General features: G+C 69.5%; 16 protein-coding genes and 1 pseudogene. 10 read left to right on the forward strand and 7 right to left on the reverse strand.

Annotation, left to right across the window (positions count from 1 at the left end):
• Nucleotides 1-1,215, forward strand: a 1,215-nt coding sequence (locus AP234_RS17080) for an extracellular catalytic domain type 1 short-chain-length polyhydroxyalkanoate depolymerase (protein WP_055480777.1), incomplete at its 5' end; no start/stop codon positions are given.
• Nucleotides 1,216-1,423: 208 nt separating this feature from the next.
• Entirely contained in the window at nt 1,424-2,290 is an 867-nt protein-coding gene (locus AP234_RS17085; RefSeq protein ID WP_055480643.1) for a GNAT family N-acetyltransferase, read from the forward strand.
• 130 nt (nt 2,291-2,420) lie between these two features.
• Here AP234_RS17085 and AP234_RS17090 read toward each other — a convergent pair whose 3' ends face one another.
• The 4 genes from AP234_RS17090 to AP234_RS17105 all read right to left on the reverse strand — a co-directional run bounded on the left by AP234_RS17090 (nt 2,421) and on the right by AP234_RS17105 (nt 7,115).
• Complete coding sequence (locus AP234_RS17090) at nt 2,421-3,176, reverse strand: succinate dehydrogenase/fumarate reductase iron-sulfur subunit (protein WP_055480644.1); 756 nt, start codon at nt 3,174-3,176, stop codon at nt 2,421-2,423.
• Nucleotides 3,176-5,068, reverse strand: coding sequence for a fumarate reductase/succinate dehydrogenase flavoprotein subunit (locus AP234_RS17095; protein WP_055480645.1), 1,893 nt, complete (start codon nt 5,066-5,068; stop codon nt 3,176-3,178). The genes AP234_RS17090 and AP234_RS17095 overlap by 1 nt, the downstream gene beginning before the upstream one ends.
• A 10-nt stretch (nt 5,069-5,078) precedes the next feature.
• Complete coding sequence (locus AP234_RS17100) at nt 5,079-5,879, reverse strand: hypothetical protein (RefSeq protein ID WP_055480646.1); 801 nt, start codon at nt 5,877-5,879, stop codon at nt 5,079-5,081.
• A 267-nt stretch (nt 5,880-6,146) separates the two neighbouring features.
• Entirely contained in the window at nt 6,147-7,115 is a 969-nt protein-coding gene (locus AP234_RS17105; protein ID WP_055480647.1) for a LysR substrate-binding domain-containing protein, read from the reverse strand.
• A gap of 231 nt (nt 7,116-7,346) precedes the next feature.
• On the opposite strand from AP234_RS17105, the gene AP234_RS17110 reads away from it, so the two are divergent.
• The 5 genes from AP234_RS17110 (at nt 7,347) to AP234_RS17130 (ending at nt 13,235) form a co-directional block, all read left to right on the forward strand.
• The gene (locus AP234_RS17110) at nt 7,347-8,132 is read left to right on the forward strand and encodes a succinate dehydrogenase cytochrome b subunit (RefSeq protein ID WP_083502183.1); all 786 of its coding nucleotides are present in this window, start codon (nt 7,347-7,349) and stop codon (nt 8,130-8,132) included.
• Entirely contained in the window at nt 8,129-10,078 is a 1,950-nt protein-coding gene (locus AP234_RS17115; protein WP_235558206.1) for a fumarate reductase/succinate dehydrogenase flavoprotein subunit, read from the forward strand. The genes AP234_RS17110 and AP234_RS17115 overlap by 4 nt, the downstream gene beginning before the upstream one ends.
• A gap of 11 nt (nt 10,079-10,089) precedes the next feature.
• On the forward strand, nt 10,090-10,833 hold the full coding sequence (locus tag AP234_RS17120) for a succinate dehydrogenase/fumarate reductase iron-sulfur subunit (RefSeq protein WP_055480649.1): 744 nt from the start codon (nt 10,090-10,092) through the stop codon (nt 10,831-10,833).
• Between the two features lie 130 nt (nt 10,834-10,963).
• Nucleotides 10,964-11,893, forward strand: coding sequence for a hypothetical protein (locus tag AP234_RS17125; RefSeq protein ID WP_055480650.1), 930 nt, complete (start codon nt 10,964-10,966; stop codon nt 11,891-11,893).
• Nucleotides 11,894-12,317: 424 nt separating this feature from the next.
• Nucleotides 12,318-13,235 (forward strand): hypothetical protein, encoded by a 918-nt coding sequence (locus AP234_RS17130; protein WP_152990457.1) that lies wholly within the window; start codon nt 12,318-12,320, stop codon nt 13,233-13,235.
• A gap of 34 nt (nt 13,236-13,269) precedes the next feature.
• Here the strand turns inward: AP234_RS17130 and AP234_RS17135 are convergent, their stop codons facing one another.
• The 3 genes and pseudogenes from AP234_RS17135 to AP234_RS17140 all read right to left on the reverse strand — a co-directional run bounded on the left by AP234_RS17135 (nt 13,270) and on the right by AP234_RS17140 (nt 14,066).
• The gene (locus tag AP234_RS17135; RefSeq protein WP_431998753.1) at nt 13,270-13,716 is read right to left on the reverse strand and encodes a Clp protease N-terminal domain-containing protein; all 447 of its coding nucleotides are present in this window, start codon (nt 13,714-13,716) and stop codon (nt 13,270-13,272) included.
• A pseudogene (locus tag AP234_RS39560) lies at nt 13,710-13,827 on the reverse strand (Clp protease N-terminal domain-containing protein); the annotation flags it as partial. The pseudogene AP234_RS39560 and the gene AP234_RS17135, both read right to left, overlap by 7 nt.
• Nucleotides 13,828-13,829: 2 nt before the next feature.
• Nucleotides 13,830-14,066, reverse strand: coding sequence for a hypothetical protein (locus tag AP234_RS17140; protein ID WP_055480653.1), 237 nt, complete (start codon nt 14,064-14,066; stop codon nt 13,830-13,832).
• A 145-nt stretch (nt 14,067-14,211) separates the two neighbouring features.
• Between AP234_RS17140 and AP234_RS17145 the strand changes: the two genes are divergently transcribed.
• The 3 genes from AP234_RS17145 (at nt 14,212) to AP234_RS17155 (ending at nt 18,836) form a co-directional block, all read left to right on the forward strand.
• On the forward strand, nt 14,212-15,939 hold the full coding sequence (locus tag AP234_RS17145) for an ABC transporter ATP-binding protein (RefSeq protein WP_055480654.1): 1,728 nt from the start codon (nt 14,212-14,214) through the stop codon (nt 15,937-15,939).
• A 2-nt stretch (nt 15,940-15,941) separates the two neighbouring features.
• Nucleotides 15,942-17,690 (forward strand): ABC transporter ATP-binding protein, encoded by a 1,749-nt coding sequence (locus AP234_RS17150; RefSeq protein WP_200926555.1) that lies wholly within the window; start codon nt 15,942-15,944, stop codon nt 17,688-17,690.
• Between the two features lie 69 nt (nt 17,691-17,759).
• Nucleotides 17,760-18,836 carry a questin oxidase family protein gene (locus AP234_RS17155; RefSeq protein WP_200926556.1) on the forward strand — a complete coding sequence of 359 codons (1,077 nt, stop codon included), beginning with the start codon at nt 17,760-17,762 and terminating at the stop codon, nt 18,834-18,836.
• Nucleotides 18,837-18,861: the final 25 nt, after the last annotated feature.

Consider the following 18,861-nt stretch of genomic DNA (forward strand, 5'->3'; position numbering starts at 1 on the left):
CCGCAGGCGTCGGCGGCGGGCCTGACCGAGGTGACCAACTTCGGCACGAACCCCGGCAACATCCGGATGTACCTGTACGTCCCGAACCAGGTCGCGGCCCGTCCGGGCATCCTGGTGGCGATGCACGGCTGCAACGGCACGGCGTCCGGCTTCTACCAGGGCACCGAGTTCGCGTCGCTGGCCGACCAGTACGGCTTCGTCGTCATCTACCCGCAGGCGAACAAGAGCGCCAACGGCCTGTCGAACTGCTTCGACGTCTGGTCGAACGAGGCCCTGCGCCACGGTGGCGGCAGCGACCCGGTCTCGATCGTCTCCATGGTCGACTACGTCAAGCAGCGCTACAACGGTGACCCCGACCGGGTGTTCGCCACCGGTTTCTCCTCGGGCGCGATGGAGACCAACAACCTGCTGGCCACCTACCCGGACGTCTTCAAGGCCGGCGCGCCGTTCTCCGGCGTGCCCTTCGGCTGTCTCGGGCCTGCGGGGTGCGGTGACAAGACGCCCCAGCAGTGGGGTGATCTGGTGCGCAACGCCTACCCCGGCTACACCGGACCCCGGCCGCGCGTGACGGCCTGGCACGGCACCAACGACAACGTGCTGAACTACAGCATGCTGCAGAAGGAAGTCGACCAGTGGACGAACGTGTGGGGAATCAGCCAGACCCCCACCTCCACCAGCAGCCCGCAGTCCGGCTGGACCCGGCGGGTCTTCGGCTCCGGCCAGGTCGAGGCCTACACCATCAACGGAGCCGGCCACGACCTGCCACACCGCGGGATGGCCATCTACGCCATCCGCTTCTTCGGCCTGGACGGCAGCTCACCCTCCCCATCCCCCACTCCCACGCCCACTCCCACTCCCACACCGACTCCCACTCCCACGCCGACTCCCACGCCGAGCCCGACGCCTCCGGGGCAGGGCTGTGCCGCGACATATCGGACGATCAACAGCTGGCCGGGCGGCTTCCAGGCGGAGGTGACGGTCAGTAACAGCGGATCGGCGGCGATCAACGGCTGGACGGTAGGCATGACCCTGCCCTCCGGCCAGAGCATCACGAACCTGTGGAACGGGATCAACAACGGCACCACCGGCACGGTCAGCGTCCGGAACGCCTCCTACAACGGCACGATCCCCGCCAACGGCACCACCACGTTCGGCTACCTCGCCAACGGCGACGCCACCGCCTCTCCCACCGGCATCAGCTGCTCCAGCGGTTGATCTCCCCAGGCCCGCCGCTCGGGGATCTTCAGTTTCGGGTCCCCGTCGGCGGCCCTGCGATCGCTGGTCGCGCTGACCGGGGACGGGCATTCCCACGACGACCTGCGGCGTCGCCGACCCTCTCGTGCCCCCTTCCCGAATCCGCCGGCACGCCGACCGGCCGGAAATCGGATGCGGACCGCCGGCGTGGTGGTGTGTGATCGGAAGTATGACGATCGTGTTGGGTGAGCCGGAAGTCGACGAGCTCGGCGAGGTCGTGGGCGTGCTGCGGGAGTGGCAGCACGACGGGGCGCCGATGCAACTGCATCCCGGGGACCTGGGGTGGTTCTGGCGGTTCGGCGCGGAGGCGACGGCCGCAGCGGTCCGGACGTGGAGCCGGGACGGACGGATTCTCGCCATCGGGCTGCTGGACCAGCCCGAGCTGTTGCGGCTGACGATCGCGCCGGACGCTCAGCGGAACGAGGAGCTGGCACAGCGACTGGTCGAGGACGTGACCGAGCCGGAGCGCGGCGTGCTGATCGAGGGGAAGGTGAACATCGAAGCACCCATGCATGCACTGGTCCAAGATCTGCTGGCCGAGAACGGCTGGAACACCGACGAGCCGTGGACGCCGCTGCGCCGCGATCTCACAGAGCCGGTGAAGGATCCGGGCGTGCGGATCGAGGTGATCGGGCCGGAGCAGGCGCACGTGCGGGCCGCCGTACAGAGGGCATCGTTCGACGGGTCGACGTTCACGGACGAGCGCTGGCACGCGATGGCGGCAGGACCGCCGTACGCCGGCGCCCGGTGCCTGGTCGCATACGACGACCAGGGCGACGCGGTGGCGGCGGTGACGGTGTGGTCGGCCGGTCCGGGTAAGCCCGGGTTGCTCGAGCCGATGGGCGTGCACCGGGAACATCGCGGTCACGGCCACGGCAGGGCGATCACCCTCGCCGCTGCGGCCGCGCTCCGGGAGCTGGGCTCGTCGAGCGCGATCGTCTGCACCCCGAGCTCCAATGTCGGTGCCGTGGCCACCTACGAGTCGGCCGGCTTCCGGCGACTCCCCGAGGTCCGGGACAGATATCGGGACGCCTGACGGCACTCGCAGATGTACGCGGTGCTGGTCCCACAAGACCGAAAGCCGCCATGCAGGTCGACTGCGTGGCGGCTTTCGCGAGATCACAACCTGGTGCCTCTCGAGGACCAGGCGGTCCATGCGGTGTCGATCAGCTCGAACGCTTGAAGATCTTCGAGCCGAGCCACACCAGCGGGTCGTACTTCCGGTCGACGACGCGCTCCTTCACCGGAATGATCGCGTTGTCGGTGATCTTGATGTGCTCGGGACAGACCTCGGTGCAGCACTTGGTGATGTTGCAGAAGCCGAGCCCGTGCTCCTCCTGGGCGGTCTGCGGGCGGCGGTCCTGCACGTCGTACGGATGCATGTCGAGCTCGGCGATCCGGATGAAGTAGCGAGGACCGGCGAAGGCCTTCTTGTTCTCCTCATGGTCGCGGATCACGTGGCAGACGTTCTGGCACAAGAAGCACTCGATGCACTTGCGGAACTCCTGCGACCGCTGCACGTCGACCTGCTGCATGCGGTACTCGCCCGGCTTGACATCGGCGGGCGGCGTGAACGACGGGATCTCGCGTGCCTTCTCGTAGTTGAACGAGACGTCGCAGACCAGGTCCTTGATGACGGGGAACGTCCGCAGCGGCGTGACGGTGATCGTCTCGTCCTCTTCGAACGTGGACATCCGGGTCATGCAGCCCAGCCGCGGCTTGCCGTTGATCTCCATCGAGCACGAGCCGCACTTGCCCGCCTTGCAGTTCCACCGGACCGCGAGGTCGGGAGCCTGGGTGGCCTGCAGCCGGTGGATGATGTCGAGGACGACCTCGCCCTCGTTCACCTCCACCGTGAAGTCCTCCAGCCGTCCTTCACCGGCCTCGCCGCGCCAGACGCGGAACTTCGCCTTGTATCCCATCACGACTCCTTGACCGCGGCGTCGTACTCCGCCAGCTCGTCCTCGGTGAGGTATTTCTCCAGTTCGGAGCGCTCGAACAGGGAGATGAGGTCACCGCGCATCGACGGCTGCGCCTTCTCCTCCACCAGCACGTTCGAGCCGTCCGGGGCGGCAGAGCACACGAGCAGCTTGCGCCGCCACTCCGCCGACATGGTCGGGAAGTCGTCACGGGTGTGCCCGCCACGGCTCTCCTCGCGCAGCAGCGCGGCCCGGGCCACGCACTCGCTCACCAGCAGCATGTTCCGCAGGTCGATCGCGAGGTGCCAGCCGGGGTTGTAGATCCGGCTGCCCGCCGAGGCGGTGTTGTTCGCCCGCTCCTTGAGCTTCTCGATCGCCTGCAGCGCCTCGTTCATCTCCTCCGCCTTGCGGATGATGCCGACGAGGTCGTTCATCGTGCGCTGCAGCTCGTGATGGACCTCGTACGGATTCTCGCCGCCGGTCCGCTCCAGCGGTTCGAGGGCCTCGGCCTTGGCCTCCTCGACGCCCGACGGGACCGGACGCCTGCTCAGACCGTTCACGTACGCGGCGGCGCCGGCACCCGCCCGGCGGCCGAAGACCAGCAGGTCGGACAGGGAGTTGCCGCCGAGGCGGTTGGAACCGTGCATGCCGCCGGACACCTCGCCTGCGGCGAACAGGCCGGGCACCGAGGCGGCCTGGGTGTCCGCGTCGACCTCCACGCCGCCCATCACGTAGTGGCAGGTCGGGCCGACCTGCATGGGCTCGGCGGTGATGTCGACGTCCGCCAGCTCCTTGAACTGGTGGTACATCGACGGCAGCCGCCGGGTGATCTCCTCAGCCGGCAGCCGGGTGGAGACGTCCAGGAACACACCGCCCTGGGGTGACCCACGCCCGGCCTTCACCTCCGAGTTGATCGCCCGGGCCACCTCGTCACGCGGCAGCAGCTCCGGCGGGCGGCGGTTGTTCGCCTGGTCGGTGTACCAGCGGTCCGCCTCCTCCTCGGTCGGGGCGTAGTGGCTCTTGAACACGTCCGGGACGTAGTCGAACATGAACCGGCGGCCCTCGGAGTTGCGCAGCACGCCGCCGTCGCCGCGTACCGACTCGGTGACCAGGATGCCGCGCACCGACGGCGGCCACACCATGCCGGTCGGGTGGAACTGGATGAACTCCATGTTGATGAGCTTCGCGCCCGCCAGCAGGGCCAGCGCGTGCCCGTCGCCGGTGTACTCCCAGGAGTTCGAGGTGACCACGAACGACTTGCCGATGCCGCCGGTCGCCAGCACCACCGCCGGGGCGTCGAACACGATGAAGTCGCCGGTCTCGCGCCGGTAGCCGAAGGCCCCCGCGATCGCGCCGGTCTCCTCGTCCTTGAGCAGCCGCGTGACCGTGCACTCGGCGAACACCTTGATGTACGCCTCAAAGTCGCCGTGCAGCTTCTCGTCCTCCTGCTGGAGGGCGACGACGCGCTGCTGGAGCGTACGGATCATCTCCAGGCCGGTGCGGTCGCCGACGTGGGCCAGACGCGGGTACTCGTGGCCGCCGAAGTTCCGCTGGCTGATCTTGCCGTCCTTCGTGCGGTCGAACAGCGCGCCCCACGCCTCCAGTTCCCAGACCCGGTCGGGCGCCTCCTTGGCGTGCAGCTCGGCCATCCGCCAGTTGTTCAGGAACTTGCCCCCGCGCATCGTGTCGCGGAAGTGGACCATCCAGTTGTCGTTGGGATTGACGTTGCCCATCGCGGCGGCGGCGCCGCCCTCGGCCATGACCGTGTGGGCCTTGCCGAACAGCGACTTACAGACGATGGCCGTCCGCTTGCCCTGCTGCCGTGCCTCGATCGCCGCGCGGAGCCCGGCTCCACCGGCTCCGATGACGACGACGTCGTATTCGTGACGCTCCACCTTGAGATCCTTAAGCGAACGGGAAGTTGATGATGCCCTTGGCGACCAGCCGCACGTAGAGGTCCGCCAGCATGACCGAGAACAGCGACGCCCAGGCGAACTGCTGGTGCTTGGCGTTGAGCTTCGACACGAGGGTCCAGGCCCGGTAGCGCAGCGGGTGCTTGGAGAAGTGGTTCAGCCGGCCGGCCGTGATGTGGCGGCAGGAGTGGCAGCCGAAGGTGTAGCAGAGGATCAGGATCGCGTTGATCACGAGGATGATCGTGCCGAGGCCCACGTGCCCCCAGTTGCCGTCCTTGTCGCGGAACGCGAGCACCGCGTCGTACGTCAGGATCAGCGCGATGACGGCACCGAAGTAGAAGAAGTAGCGGTGGATGTTCTGGAGGATCAGCGGGAAGCGGGTCTCACCGGTGTACTTCTTGTGCGGCTCGGCCACCCCGCAGGCGGGCGGGGACAGCCAGTACGACCGGTAGTACGCCTTGCGGTAGTAGTAGCACGTCAGCCGGAAACCACCGGGCAGGCCCAGGATCAGGATCCCGGGCGGCAGCGTGTACCAGTCGCCGAACGGCGCGAAGCCGAAGAGGCGGGCCCCCTCAGGACACGAGGTCGCCAGGCAGGGCGACGAGAAGGGGGCGATGTACGATCCGGCGAGATGACTGGTGTCGAAGATCGCCCAAAATCCGTAGATCAGGAATACCAGGAGCCCCGCGAACGTCAGCCCCGGGGCCAGCCACCACCTGTCGGTACGAAGAGTGCGCGTCTTCAGCTGCGCGCGTTGTTTCCTGACCGGGCTCTCGGCCGTTGTCTGGGTCATCGGAGACCTTCCACCTAACTGACTCCGCGCACGCCGGAGTTCTCGCGCCGAACTGCTTGTGGCCGTGCGCGCATTGGTGGAGGAAACATTACGACGGGCGGATCACGAACTGTGAGGAGGGTCACGCTTCCTGTGTGTGATTCCCGTCACTTCCCTTGGCAGTTCGGCTCGGCTCACCTGTGTTTCACGTGTACTCGGACTCTGACGAGGCCGCCTGGTGACGAAAATCACGGCCTCATCGACCCACCCTAGTGACTCCGTCTGGATTCACGAACTCGGCCCGTCTGGTATGAGCGCCTCTATACCCTGCGGCAGGGTGCCGTCCCGGTCCGCCTCGGTCAGGAAGTCCAGCAGGGTGGCGCGGAATGCCTGGGCCGCCCGGGTCGGTTCGACGTCCTTGCGGTTGGCCAGCGCCACGGTCCTGCGCAGCCGGGGGACCAGCGGTGTGCCCACCAGGTTGGGCCTGCCGTCCAGCACCATCGAGGGGACGACCGCGATCCCCAGCCCGGCCTCGACGAACCGCAGCACCGCGTCCATCTCGCCGCCCTCCACCGAGAACCGCGGCTCGAACCCCGCCTGACGGCACGCGGCGAGCGTCGCCTCCCGCACGTCGTATCCCCGCCGGAACATCACCATCGGACGTCCGCGCAGGTCCTGGATGCGCACGTGCGGCTTACGCCGTCCGGTGACCGGCGCGGCCGCAGCGGGGGCCGCCGTGGTGGAGGCGGCCACCACGAGGTTCTCCCGGAGGATCTCCTCGGTGACCAGGGCCGGATCCGTGCTCTGCAGCGGCAGGATGATGAGCGCCAGGTCGAGCTGCCCCCTGGCGAGGTCGCGTACGAGATCGCGTGAGCCGCTCTCCTCGACCAGAAGCTCCACACCCGGATAGCTGCGGTGGAAACGGGCCAGCGCGTCGGCGAGCAGCCCGGCGCACAGGGACGGCGTGGCTCCGAGCCGCACCCGGCCTCTGCGCAGCCCCACGAGCTCCGCTATCTCCCGCCGCGCGGTCTCGGCGTCGGCGAGCATGCGGCGCGCCAGCGGGAGCAGCGCCTCCCCGGCCGCCGTGAGCGTCACGTTGCCCCGGGCCCGGCTGAACAGCGGGGCCCCCAGCTCCGTCTCCAGCACCTTGATCTGCTTGCTCAGCGAAGGCTGCGCCACCCGCATCCGCTCGGCCGCCTGGGTGAAGTGCCGGGTTTCGGCCACGGCCAGGAAATACGCGAGTTGCTGGAGCTGCACTTCTCATAGCGTACGGCTATGGCCGGAGCCGATCCGAGGGAGGGTGCGCAAGGGCCGAAGGTCAGGGACGGCGGGGCCGAAAGTAAGCGCGGGGGTGTGATTTAGCTCGCAACGGGCCAGGTCGTGAACCTCGCCGCAACAGCGCGGGACAGAGGACATAGCCCCCGGCTATCGAAACCAGTCCCACCATGACTTGGACGCGTGGAATGTCCGTTCTTAGCGTGGACAGATATGACTGCGACTGTTGACCACGCGATCGAGCGTGGGCAGGCCACCGCGCCTGTCCCCGTGCCGGCCGCGCCCGCTCCTGTGCCAACGCCCAGGAGACGCTCCGGGTTCCCGGTTCGGTTCCTTTCCTCCACGAACGGCAAAAAGGCCGTCATGGCGGTCACCGGTGCCGTCCTGGTGCTCTTCCTGATCGGTCACATGCTCGGGAACCTGAAGATCTTCCTGGGCGCCGACTCGTTCAACGGCTATGCCGAGTGGCTGCGCACGGCCGGTGAGCCCGCGCTGCCGGGCCGTACGATGCTGACGATCACCGAGATCGTGCTCGTGGTCGCCGTGGTGCTGCACATGTGGTCGGCGGTGTCGCTGGCCCGGCGGGCCGCACGCGCCAGGCCGGTGAAGTACGCCGCGCGGCGCAGGTCGCAGGCGTCCGGTTACGCGACGCACGTGATGCGGTACGGCGGGATCGTCATCGCGCTGTTCGTCGTGTGGCATCTGCTCGACATGACCCTCGGCGTGGTCAATCCCGAGGGCCACGCGGCCACGCCGTACGACCGGATGGTGGCGGGCTTCGCGCCCTCGCGCTGGTGGGTGACCGCTTTCTATGTGATCGCCCTCGTCATGGTCGGCCTGCACCTCAGGCACGGGGTGTGGAGCGCCTTCCAGACGCTCGGGCTGGCGCGCGGCCGGAGCCATCGCCCGCTGCGCGCACTGGCGGGCGTGGTGGCTCTGGTGCTGGTCGTGGGCTTCCTGGCGGCACCCGTCGCGGTGATGATCGGAGTGATCAAGTGAGCGGCATCCTCAGGCGGGCCGGCGAATGGCGTGTCGGCGCACCGATCGCGGACACCAAGGCCCCCGCGGGGCCGATCGAGGAGCGCTGGGACACCCGTAGGTTCGAGGCCAAGCTGGTCAACCCGGCCAACAAGCGCAAGCTGAACGTCATCGTGGTCGGCACCGGCCTGGCCGGGGGCTCGGCGGCGGCGACGCTGGGCGAGCTCGGCTACAACGTCAAGTCGTTCTGCTATCAGGACTCGCCGCGCCGGGCGCACAGCATCGCCGCCCAGGGCGGCATCAACGCGGCCAAGAACTACCGCGGCGACGGCGACTCGGTCTTCCGGCTGTTCTACGACACGGTCAAGGGCGGCGACTTCCGCTCGCGCGAGTCGAACGTCTACCGCCTCGCCCAGGTCAGCGTGAACATCATCGACCAGGCCGTGGCGCAGGGCGTGCCGTTCGCCCGGGAGTACGGCGGGCTGCTCGACACCAGGTCGTTCGGCGGCGCCCAGGTCTCCCGTACGTTCTACGCCCGCGGGCAGACGGGACAGCAGCTCCTGCTCGGCGCCTACCAGGCGCTGGAGCGTCAGGTGGCGGCGGGGACCGTCGAGATGCACACCCGCCACGAGATGCTGGAGCTCATCGTCAGCGGCGGCCGGGCGCGCGGCGTCGTGGTCCGCGACATGGTCACCGGTGAGATCGAGACGCACCTGGCGGACGCGGTGGTGCTCGCCACCGGCGGGTACGGCAACGTGTTCTATCTGTCGACCAACGCCAAGGGCTGCAACACGACGGCGATCTGGCGGGCCCACCGGCGGGGCGCCTACTTCGGCAACCCCTGCTACACCCAGATCCACCCGACCTGCATTCCGGTCAGCGGCGACTACCAGTCGAAGCTGACGCTGATGTCGGAGTCGCTGCGCAACGACGGCCGGGTGTGGGTGCCGCTGCGCAAGGGCGACGATCGGCCGCCGGCGCAGATCCCCGAGGACGAGCGCGATTACTACCTCGAGCGGATTTATCCGTCTTTCGGGAACCTGGTGCCCCGGGACATCGCCAGCCGCGCCGCCAAGAACGTCTGCGACGAGGGCCGCGGCGTCGGACCCGGCGGGCTCGGCGTCTACCTCGACTTCGCCGACGCCATCGCCCGGCTCGGCCGCGAAGCCGTCGAGAAGAAGTACGGCAACCTCTTCGAGATGTACGAGCGCATCACCGGGGAGAATCCGTACGAGGTGCCCATGCGCATCTACCCGGCGGTGCACTACACCATGGGCGGCCTGTGGGTCGACTACGACCTGCAGTCCACCATCCCCGGCCTGTTCGTGATCGGTGAGGCCAACTTCTCCGACCACGGCGCCAACCGGCTCGGCGCGTCGGCGCTCATGCAGGGCCTGGCCGACGGCTACTTCGTGCTGCCGACGACGATCGGCGACTACCTGGCCGGCGCCACCGCGTTCGATCAGGTGGACCAGGACGCGGTCGACGAGGCCGTCGACCGGGTCAAGGAGAAGATCAGCAGGCTGCTCGCCGTGAACGGCACCCGCACCGCCGACTCCTTCCACCGCGAGCTGGGTCGCCTCATGTGGGACCACTGCGGCATGGAGCGCACCGAGGAGTCGCTGCGCAAGGCGCTGGAGCGGATCCCCGAGCTGCGCGAGGAGTTCTGGAACAACGTGAAGGTGCCCGGCGACTCCGAGGGCCTCAACCAGGCGCTGGAGCGGGCCGGCCGGGTCGCCGACTTCTTCGAGCTGGCCGAGCTGATGTGCGTCGACGCGCTGCACCGCAGCGAGTCCTGCGGCGGCCACTTCCGGGCCGAGTCGCAGGACGCCGACGGCGAGGCGCTGCGCGACGACGACAACTTCGCCTACGTCGCGGCGTGGGAGTGGACGCCGGACGGCCCGGTCCTGCACAAGGAAGAGCTCGACTACGAGTACGTCAAGATGACCCAGCGGAGCTACAAGTGAGCGGGCGCGGCATGAACCTGACCTTGAAGATCTGGCGCCAGGACGGCCCGGAGGACCGCGGTCGCATGGTGACCTACCAGGTGGAGGACGTGTCGCCGGACATGTCCTTCCTGGAGATGCTCGACGTACTCAACGAGCGGCTGACCCTGGCCGGCGAGGAGCCCGTCGCCTTCGACCACGACTGCCGCGAGGGGATCTGCGGCATGTGCGGCATGGTCATCAACGGCGTCGCGCACGGTGAGCAGCGCGCCACGACCACCTGCCAGCTCCACATGCGGCACTTCAAGGACGGCGACACCGTCACCATCGAGCCGTGGCGGGCCGCGCCGTTCCCGGTGATCAAGGACCTGGTGGTGGACCGGTCGGCCTTCGACCGGATCATCCAGGCCGGCGGTTTCATCTCCGTCCCGGCCGGCTCGGCGCCCGACGCCCACTCGATCCCGGTGCCCAAGAACGCGGCCGACGCGGCGTTCGACGCCGCCACCTGCATCGGCTGCGGCGCGTGCGTGGCCGCCTGCCCGAACGGCTCGGCCTCCCTGTTCACCGCGGCCAAGATCACCCACCTGGGCCTGCTGCCGCAGGGGCAGCCGGAGCGCGCCTCGCGGGCCAAGGCGATGGTCGAGCAGATGGACGCCGAGGGCTTCGGCGGCTGCACCAACACCGGCGAGTGCACGGCGGTCTGCCCCAAGGGCATTCCGCTCGACGCGATCGCTCAGATGAACGCCGACTATCTGAAGGCGTCGCCGACCTCCTGATCCGGCCTTCCGCGCCCGCGTGAGCCGTACGTCTCCCGGGGATGTGCGGCTCACGCCGTATCGGCGGCGGGTCAGGCGACCGAACATTGATCGGTTGACTCGTTGACCTTCGCTATGGGAATTCATTCCCATGAAACGTTCGACAGGTACGAAGCAGACGCCCGGCATCGTGATGCGCAGGCTGGGCACGGGGACGCTCGCGGTCGGCCTGGCGCTGTCCATGACGATGACCCCGGTCCCGGCCTCGGCGGCGGCGGTGGCGGCGCCCGCGGCGGTGACCGCGAGTGCGACGCTCGCACCGATGAGCCTGGCGGCGCTGGGCCGCCCGGCCTACTACACGTATTCCGGATACGGCGCCGCACAGCATCGTAAGAAGGGCAAGCAGCTCGAGAAGAAGGGATATCGCCCGATCTCCCTCAGCGTGACCGGCTCGCGGTTATCGGCCGTTTGGGTCAAGACGGGCGGCCCCGCGTGGTGGTGCCTCGACGGTCTCACCGCGAAGACGTACGAGAAGCAGCTCAAGAGCCTGCGGAAGAAGGGCTACGCGCCCACGATCATCTCGGCCTCCGGGGGCGGGTACGGCGCGGTGTTCGCTGGCGTCTTCGAGAAGCGGAACATCGGCTGGCAGGCCCAGTGGGGCATGACGGCGGCGAAGTTCAAGCAGGTCGACAAGCAGCAGTCGGCCAAGGGCCTCGCCCTGGTCTCGCTCTCCGCGTACGGCACGGCCTCCGACACCAGGTACGCCGCGATCTGGCACCAGTCGTCGGCGGGCTACGGCTGGGTCACCGGCTACACGTCCGCCAAGCTGGAGAAGATCATCAAGAAGAACGACAAGAAGGGCTACTTCCCCAAGCAGATCGTCGTCGCGCCCGACGGCACCTACTCCGCGATCTTCCACCGGGCGGCCGGGCAGTGGTGGACCCGGTACGGCATGAGCCAGTCACAGCTGAAGAAGCAGCACGACTACTACGGCAAGAAGGGCTTCTACCCGGTCAGCGTCGACGGTGAGCACATCTCTGGCCGGGGGAGCTACTACGCCGCGACCTGGTACAGGTACTGACCCGGCCGTAGGACACAGCCGGGGGCGTAGGCGTCACGGGGGAGCCGGCGTGAGCTGAGGCGATGTACGGCTCACGCCTTCTCCTCATCGCGGGCCGCCATCCGAACACGGCATCGGGCGGTAGCCGTACGGAGCGCCGCTGCCGCTGATCGTCGATCCCGAGGCCGAGCCCAAGATGATCGGCGTGCATTCCGACCGTCCGAGGCCGGCTGCCGGACCGTCATCCGGGTGAGGATGGGCGAGAAACCGCACATTCCCGCGCCGGTCGACTTCATCCTCGACACCTCGGTCTTCCTCGACGCCTGACCGGAGGACGCCCGGGGAAACGCGTCCGAGGTTTTCCACAGAACGGCGTTCGGGCCGGTGCGGGGGTACGGCGGCTGCGAATGTGGGCCTTCCGTTCCCGCCACAGGAAGGCATGCCGATGACCCCCCGAATTTCGCTGTCCATCCCCGCTTCGGTGAGCGCCACGCTGGTGGTGGCCGCGCCGGAGCGACCCCTGTCGGTGGCGGAGACGGCCCGGCTGCGAGACGGCCTGCCGGACGGCGTCGACCTCCGGCTGGCGGAGATCGACGCCCGCGATCCGGCTCTCGCCAGGACCATCTCGCGGCTGAGGTGCCCGCACTGCTCACCCGAGGTGGAGCCGCTCGTGGGGGTGCTCCTGGAGCGCACGGACGGCCACCTCGCCGTCACGTGCGCCGCCGCGTCCGGCTGGCCGCCGGTTCACCTCCGGGCCGTCGCCGAGGTGGTCGACCAGATCATGGAGTTGACCGGCGGCGTGCTCCTCGACACCGGGCGGGCCGCCCTCCTGCCGCCGGAATGGCGGCCGAGGACGGCGACGTCGCCGCAGGCCTTTCCGGTTGTGGATTGGGTCGGCGTCGACGTCTGCCTGGATGACGACGGACGCTATGGCCTGGAGACCACCGGAATGTCCCGCTTCGGGCTGCCTGATCTGCAGGTGGCCGGGCTTCGGGAGCATCACGTCCACGGATGGCTTCACCTGATGTACGGCCTCGCGGGCGTCCTGACGCGAGGGATTCTCAAGGGCGCCGGAGCGTGGCGGGACGGCGTCTACCCGGTGCCGGTGGAGATCTCCGTCTCGACGACGGACACCGCGATCGCCATGGCATCGCCGACACGGTCGGCCGGCTCGGCGAAGTCCAGATCGCGGCGGGAGATCCCGCGAGGTCGAGCGACCGTGCGCCTGCGGCACGACACGTCCGCCGGTCGCCTCCTCGTGCGACCCCCGGCGGATCTCTCCGGTGGCGAGGCCCGCTGGCGGGACCGCACGGCGATGGCGATGTGCGAGGGCGACGATGCCCGCAGAGGGGGCGGGCCGTAAATCTTGGGACTTACGGCGATCATGCCCAATGGAGTCAGGTCAGCCGGGCTCTGAGGGCCGCTCGCAGCGCGGTCAGGTCGATGCCGGCGTCGGTCATGACCCGCACGCCCAGGCCCTCGCCCTCCCGGAGCAGGCCGAGCAGGATGTGACCGTCCCGGATGTCCTTGTGCTTCATCGCGAGCGCCTCGCGCAGCGACAGTTCCAGGACCTTCTTGGCCCGGGAGGTGAAGGGGATGTGGCGTCCGCTGAGCAGCGCCCTGCGCCGGTCCCGGCTGGGCGGACGGTCGAGGGCGCCCGGGCCGAAGGCGGCCTCGACCTTCTCCCGTACGGACGACAGGTCGATGCCGATCGCCTCCAGCGCGTCGGCGTCCAGGTCTCCGGCCGGGGTGCCCAGGAGACGCGTGACCGTGGCGATCGCGTGCCCGTGGTCGAGTCCGTGGTCGTTCAGCACCCGCGCCGACAGCATCTCCGGCTGCCGCATCAGGCCGAGCAGCAGGTGCTCGGTGCCGATGTGGGTGTGGCGCAGGCCCCGGGCCTCCTCCTGGGCGCCCTTGACCACCTGCCGGGCATCCTCAGTGAACCGTTCGAACATCGCTACTCCTTCTCCCGCCTCAGCAGTCCTCGTCCGCCCGCGTACTTCTTGTGCACCGCCTGGCGTGAGACGCCGAGCAACAGCGCGATGTCCTGCCAGGACCATCCCGCTTCGCGTGCGTTCTCCACCTGGAGCGCCTCCAGCCGCTCCACCAGCAGCCGCAGTGCCCGTACGGCACGCAGGCCGACCGCCGGATCTCGGCTTCCGGCGTCCGTGGCCAATTTCGCCGTGTCGCTCATGGTGTCAACCTATGTTGACGCCTATCGGTTGTCAACCAACGTTGACGCCAGCCTTGCGGCGAGTCCTGCTCCGGCGAATCCGGCTCAGGGGCGCCGAGAAAACCATTTGCTCCCCCACCTGCGATCTTGCGAGCCTGGAACGGTCATGCACTCCCTGATCGCCGGCGATCCCGGCACCCCGGATGTCCGCGGCCCCATCGGCTATCTCTGGTGGCTGGCGCGCGGCCAAGCGCGTCTCGTCCTCATCGGAATCGGCTTCGCGGTCGTGTGGTGGCTTGGTCAGGCCCTCGTTCCCGCGGCGCTCGGCAAGGCGATCGACGCGCTGATCGCCAAGGACACCGGGTCGCTCATCCGGTGGTCGGCGGCGGTGTTGGGCCTCGGCGTCGTGCAGGCCGTGACCGGTGCGCTGCGGCATCGCATGGCCGTGTACAACTGGCTTTCGGCCGCCTACCGAACCGTGCAGGTCACCACGCGGCAGGCGACCCGACTGGGCGCCACGCTCCCGAAGCGCCTGTCCACCGGCGAGGTGGTCAGCGTCGGCAACTCCGACATCGCGCACCTCGGCAGTTCGATGGACATCCTGCTGCGAGGCAGTGGCGCGGTCGTCGCCATCGCCACGGTCACGGTGATCCTCATCACCACCTCGCCGGCCCTCGGGGTCGTCGTGCTCGTCGGCGTGCCGCTGGTTACGGTGGCGGTCGGTCCGCTGCTGCGCCCGCTGCATCGACGGCAGAACCGACAGCGTGATCTCCAGGGCGAGCTGGCGACCCGCGCGGCGGACATCGTCGGAGGCCTGCGGGTGCTGCGCGGCATCGGCGGCGAGCAGGTGTTCGCCGCACGCTACCGCGAGGAGTCCCAGCGGGTACGGCATGCGGGCGTCCGGGTCGCCTCGGTCGACTCGATGCTGGCGGGAGCCGAGATCCTGCTGCCGGGCCTGCTCATCGCCTGTGTGACCTGGCTGGCCGCGCGTTTCGCGCTGGACGGCCGGGTCAGCGCCGGCCAGCTCGTGGCCTTCTACGGATACGCGGTGTTCCTCATCGCCCCGATCAGGACGCTCACCGAGGCCGCCGACAAGATCACCAAGGGTCATGTGGCCGCGCGCCGTGTGTGCCGCATCCTGTCGATGGAGCCGGAGATCCAGGACGCCCCGGGCCTCACGGAAACGCTCCATGAGGACCCGCCGGCATCGCCCCGGCCGTCCGATGGCGTGCTGGTCGATGAGGAGTCCGGCGTCGCCGTACGGCCCGGACGGCTCACCGCGCTGGCCGCGGCCGTGCCGGAGGACGCGATCACGATCGTCGACCGGCTCGGCCGGTACGCGCCGGGCGAGGTGACGCTCGGCGGGACGCCGCTCACGGAGCTCCCGGTCGCGCTCGTGCGGCGGCACATCCTGGTGGCCGACAACGAGGCGAGGCTGTTCACCGGGCGGCTGCGCGACGAGCTCGACGTCAGAGGGACGGCCACCGACGAGGAGGTGCGGCAGGCGCTGTACGGCGCGTGCGCCGAGGACATCGTCGAGGCCCTGCCCGAGGGGCTGGACGCCGAGGTGGCGGAGGCCGGACGGGAGTTCTCCGGAGGTCAGCGGCAGCGGCTGCGGCTCGTCCGCGCGCTGCTCGCCGATCCGGAGATCCTCATCCTGGTCGAGCCGACCAGCGCCGTCGATGCGCACACGGAGGCGCGCATCGCCGACCGGCTCGGCAAGGCCCGCGCGGGCCGTACGACACTCGTCTGCACCACCAGCCCGCTCGTCCTCGACCGGGCCGACCACGTCCTGTTCGTCGAGGACGGCGAGGTGAGAGCGGAGGGCGCCCATCGGGAACTGCTCGCCACCTCGCCGCGCTACCGATCCAGCGTGACCCGAGAGGAGAACTGAGCGTGGCACGGGAGATCCTGCCGGTCGCCGACCGGGCCCAGGTGCGTGCCTACGCACGGCGGCTCATGCTGCAGCACCCCCGCGAACTCGTGCTGGCCCTGGGTCTGCACGCGCTCGCGGCGGTGACCGGGCTGGTGACACCGCGGCTGCTGGGCGGACTGGTCCAGGACGTGGCCAACGGCACCGGCGACGTCCGCGTGGACGTGGTGGCGCTCGCCATCGCGGGCTTCGTGATAGCGCAGGCCGTGCTGATCAGGTTCGCGGTCTTCGCCTCGTCCAGGCTCGGCGAGAAGGTGCTGGCCGAGCTGCGTGAGGACTTCGTCGACCAGGTGCTCGGCCTGCCGCTCTCGACCGTGGAGGGAGCCGGGTCCGGCGATCTGATCACCAGGACCTCCCGCGACGTCGACGCCCTGTCCCGCACCGTGCGGCATGCGGTGCCCGAGACGCTCATAGCCGTGGTCACCGGCGCGTTCATCGTCGGCGCCGTCGTCCTGGTCGGCCCGGTGATGGCCCTGCCCGCGCTGATCGCCGTGCCGCTGCTGTGGGGGGTCACCAGGTGGTACCTCAACCGCGCGAGGGACGGTTACCTGCGAGAGAACGCCGCGTACGCGGACATGACGGAGGGACTGGCGGAGACCGTCGACGGCGCGCGCACGATCGAGGCGCTGGGGCTCCAGCGGCGCCGGCATGAGCGGGCCGATCGCGACATCGCCAGGTCGCTCGCGGCGGAGCGCTACACCCTGGGCCTGCGCATGGTCTGGTTCCCCGCGGTCGAGGTCGGCTACGTGGTCCCGGTGGTGTCGACCCTGCTGATCGGCGGGCTGTTCTACATCGAAGGCTGGGTCGATCTGGTGCAGGTGACCACCGCCACGCTGTACGTCCAGCAGCTCATCGATCCGCTCGACCGGTTGCTTTCGTGGGTGGACGAGCTCCAGGTGGGCGGCGCCTCGATGGCGCGGCTCCTGGGCGTGGCCAACGTGCCGGAGGACCGGACGCCCGGGGCGGCCCGGCCCGGTGGGAAGGATCTCACGGCCACCGGTGTGCGGTACGCCTACCGCGAGGACCGCGATGTGCTGCACGGCGTCGATCTGGAGGTGCGCCAGGGTGAACGCCTCGCGATGGTGGGTCCCTCCGGGGCGGGCAAGTCCACGCTCGGCCGCCTGCTCGCGGGCATCCACGCCCCGCGGACCGGGGCGGTCGCGGTCGGCGGCGTCCCGCTCGTGGAGCTGCCGATCGACGAACTCCGGGGTGAGGTCGCGCTCGTCACCCAGGAGCATCACGTGTTCCGCGGCACGGTCCGGGAGAACCTGCTGATCGCCAGGCCGGAGGCCGCGGACGCCGACGTCTGGCGTGCCCTCGCGGCCGTGGCCGCCCGGGAATGGGTCGAGGCCCTCGACGAGGGACTCGACACCCTGGTCGGTTCGGGCGGCCAGACGGTCTCCCCGGCGCAGGCCCAGCAGCTCGCGCTCGCCAGGCTGGTGCTGGCCGACCCGCACACGCTGGTCCTCGACGAGGCGACCTCGCTCATCGATCCTCGTGCCGCCCGGCACCTGGAGCGGTCGCTGGCCGCCGTGCTGGCGGGCCGTACGGTGATCGCCATCGCGCACCGGCTGTACACGGCGCACGACGCCGACCGCGTCGCGGTCGTGGAGGACGGCCGCATCACCGAGCTGGGCTCTCACGACGAACTGGTCGCGGCCGGCGGCCCATACGCCGCCCTCTGGGAGAGCTGGCACGGCACGGCAAAGTAGGGGTCGGGGGAGTTGGACAAATCGGCTATGTCCAACGATGAAAGGAAAAATCGGTCTGTGGAGCGAGGCATGGAGGTCCGCGACCGATTAGCGTTCAAGATTATGGACGACACCGGCATGCTGGAAGAAGCCTACGAAAGGCTGCACCGGACGGGCCCCGAGTTCAGAGGCTGGCTGTCCAACCACGGACCGATGGCGGTCGAATCGATGGTGAGGCGCGGGCACACGGGTGAGATCCACCGCTGGCTCGACACCTACATGGACCGACTGGAAGAGCTGCCGAGCGGCACCTGGCCGATCACCGATGACGATTGGCGCGAGGCGCTGGGCGACGCACGTCGTCTCGGCGACTGGCTGAACTTCTTCGAGACCGAGCTGAAGCGGTGGCCATGGCGTGCCGTGCTGGAGACCTGGTGGCCGAGGCTGCTGCCGGGCATCGCGGCGGGGGCCACGCACGGAGTGATCCGGACCGGGCACGCCGTCCGCGAGTTGCTGAGCCGCGAGGACGAGATGCGACTGGCCGAGCTCGGCCAGGCCCTCGGCTACTGGGCGGCGCGCTGGCAGGGAGTCGCCGGCACGGCGGCGCCCTCCGGCACGGCCGGCCCGGCGAGTGCCCTCGACGGGGTTCCGCGGGTGCAGGACCAGAGTCAGGGCATCAACCACCGGCTCGCGCAACTGGCCGACACCCCCGGATGGACGGAGTCGGTGGCCGGGCTTCGACCGGCGGATGGCGCGGAACAGGCACGTGAACGGCTCATCGAGGTGGCGAACGCGGCCACGTTGCGCTATCTGACGCACGCGCACGGCGAGCCCGTCATGCTGATCCATTCCGCCACCGCGCCGACGGCCGTACTGCGTACGCTGCCCGCGCTGCCGACGACGCTCTGGGGTCCGAGCCTCGACGCCGCCTGGGCGGCGAGCGCCGCGGTCGTCGCCGCGTACGGCCCCGCCGAGCCTGCCGCCAGGGAAGAGCTGCCGGCCGCACCCGAGCGGGAAGAGGCGTTCGACCGTGCCGTACGGCATGGCGACGAGCATGCGATCAAATTCGCCGACACGGCCCTCGACGTCTACGACCGCACCGGTGATGCCGACGCCCTCGCCGGCGTGATCCGCGCGGTCGACTTCATCGAGCCCATGCCCATCTGACCTTATGCGCGCGGAATCGCGGCGG

It is taken from the genome of Sphaerimonospora mesophila (assembly GCF_001417795.1).
Classification (GTDB): Bacteria; Actinomycetota; Actinomycetes; order Streptosporangiales; family Streptosporangiaceae; genus Sphaerimonospora; species Sphaerimonospora mesophila.

Bases quoted from the DNA above. Each gene is read 5' to 3' on its own strand.
- AP234_RS17085 (WP_055480643.1), top strand. From the start codon at position 1,424: ATGACGATCGTGTTGGGTGAGCCGGAAGTCGACGAGCTCGGCGAGGTC.
- AP234_RS17155 (WP_200926556.1), top strand. From the start codon at position 17,760: ATGGAGGTCCGCGACCGATTAGCGTTCAAGATTATGGACGACACCGGC.
- AP234_RS17135 (WP_431998753.1), bottom strand. From the start codon at position 13,716: ATGCGGCAGCCGGAGATGCTGTCGGCGCGGGTGCTGAACGACCACGGA.
- AP234_RS17145 (WP_055480654.1), top strand. From the start codon at position 14,212: ATGCACTCCCTGATCGCCGGCGATCCCGGCACCCCGGATGTCCGCGGC.
- AP234_RS17140 (WP_055480653.1), bottom strand. From the start codon at position 14,066: ATGAGCGACACGGCGAAATTGGCCACGGACGCCGGAAGCCGAGATCCG.
- AP234_RS17100 (WP_055480646.1), bottom strand. From the start codon at position 5,879: ATGACCCAGACAACGGCCGAGAGCCCGGTCAGGAAACAACGCGCGCAG.
- AP234_RS17120 (WP_055480649.1), top strand. From the start codon at position 10,090: ATGAACCTGACCTTGAAGATCTGGCGCCAGGACGGCCCGGAGGACCGC.
- AP234_RS17130 (WP_152990457.1), top strand. From the start codon at position 12,318: ATGACCCCCCGAATTTCGCTGTCCATCCCCGCTTCGGTGAGCGCCACG.
- AP234_RS17125 (WP_055480650.1), top strand. From the start codon at position 10,964: ATGAAACGTTCGACAGGTACGAAGCAGACGCCCGGCATCGTGATGCGC.
- AP234_RS17090 (WP_055480644.1), bottom strand. From the start codon at position 3,176: ATGGGATACAAGGCGAAGTTCCGCGTCTGGCGCGGCGAGGCCGGTGAA.
- AP234_RS17110 (WP_083502183.1), top strand. From the start codon at position 7,347: ATGACTGCGACTGTTGACCACGCGATCGAGCGTGGGCAGGCCACCGCG.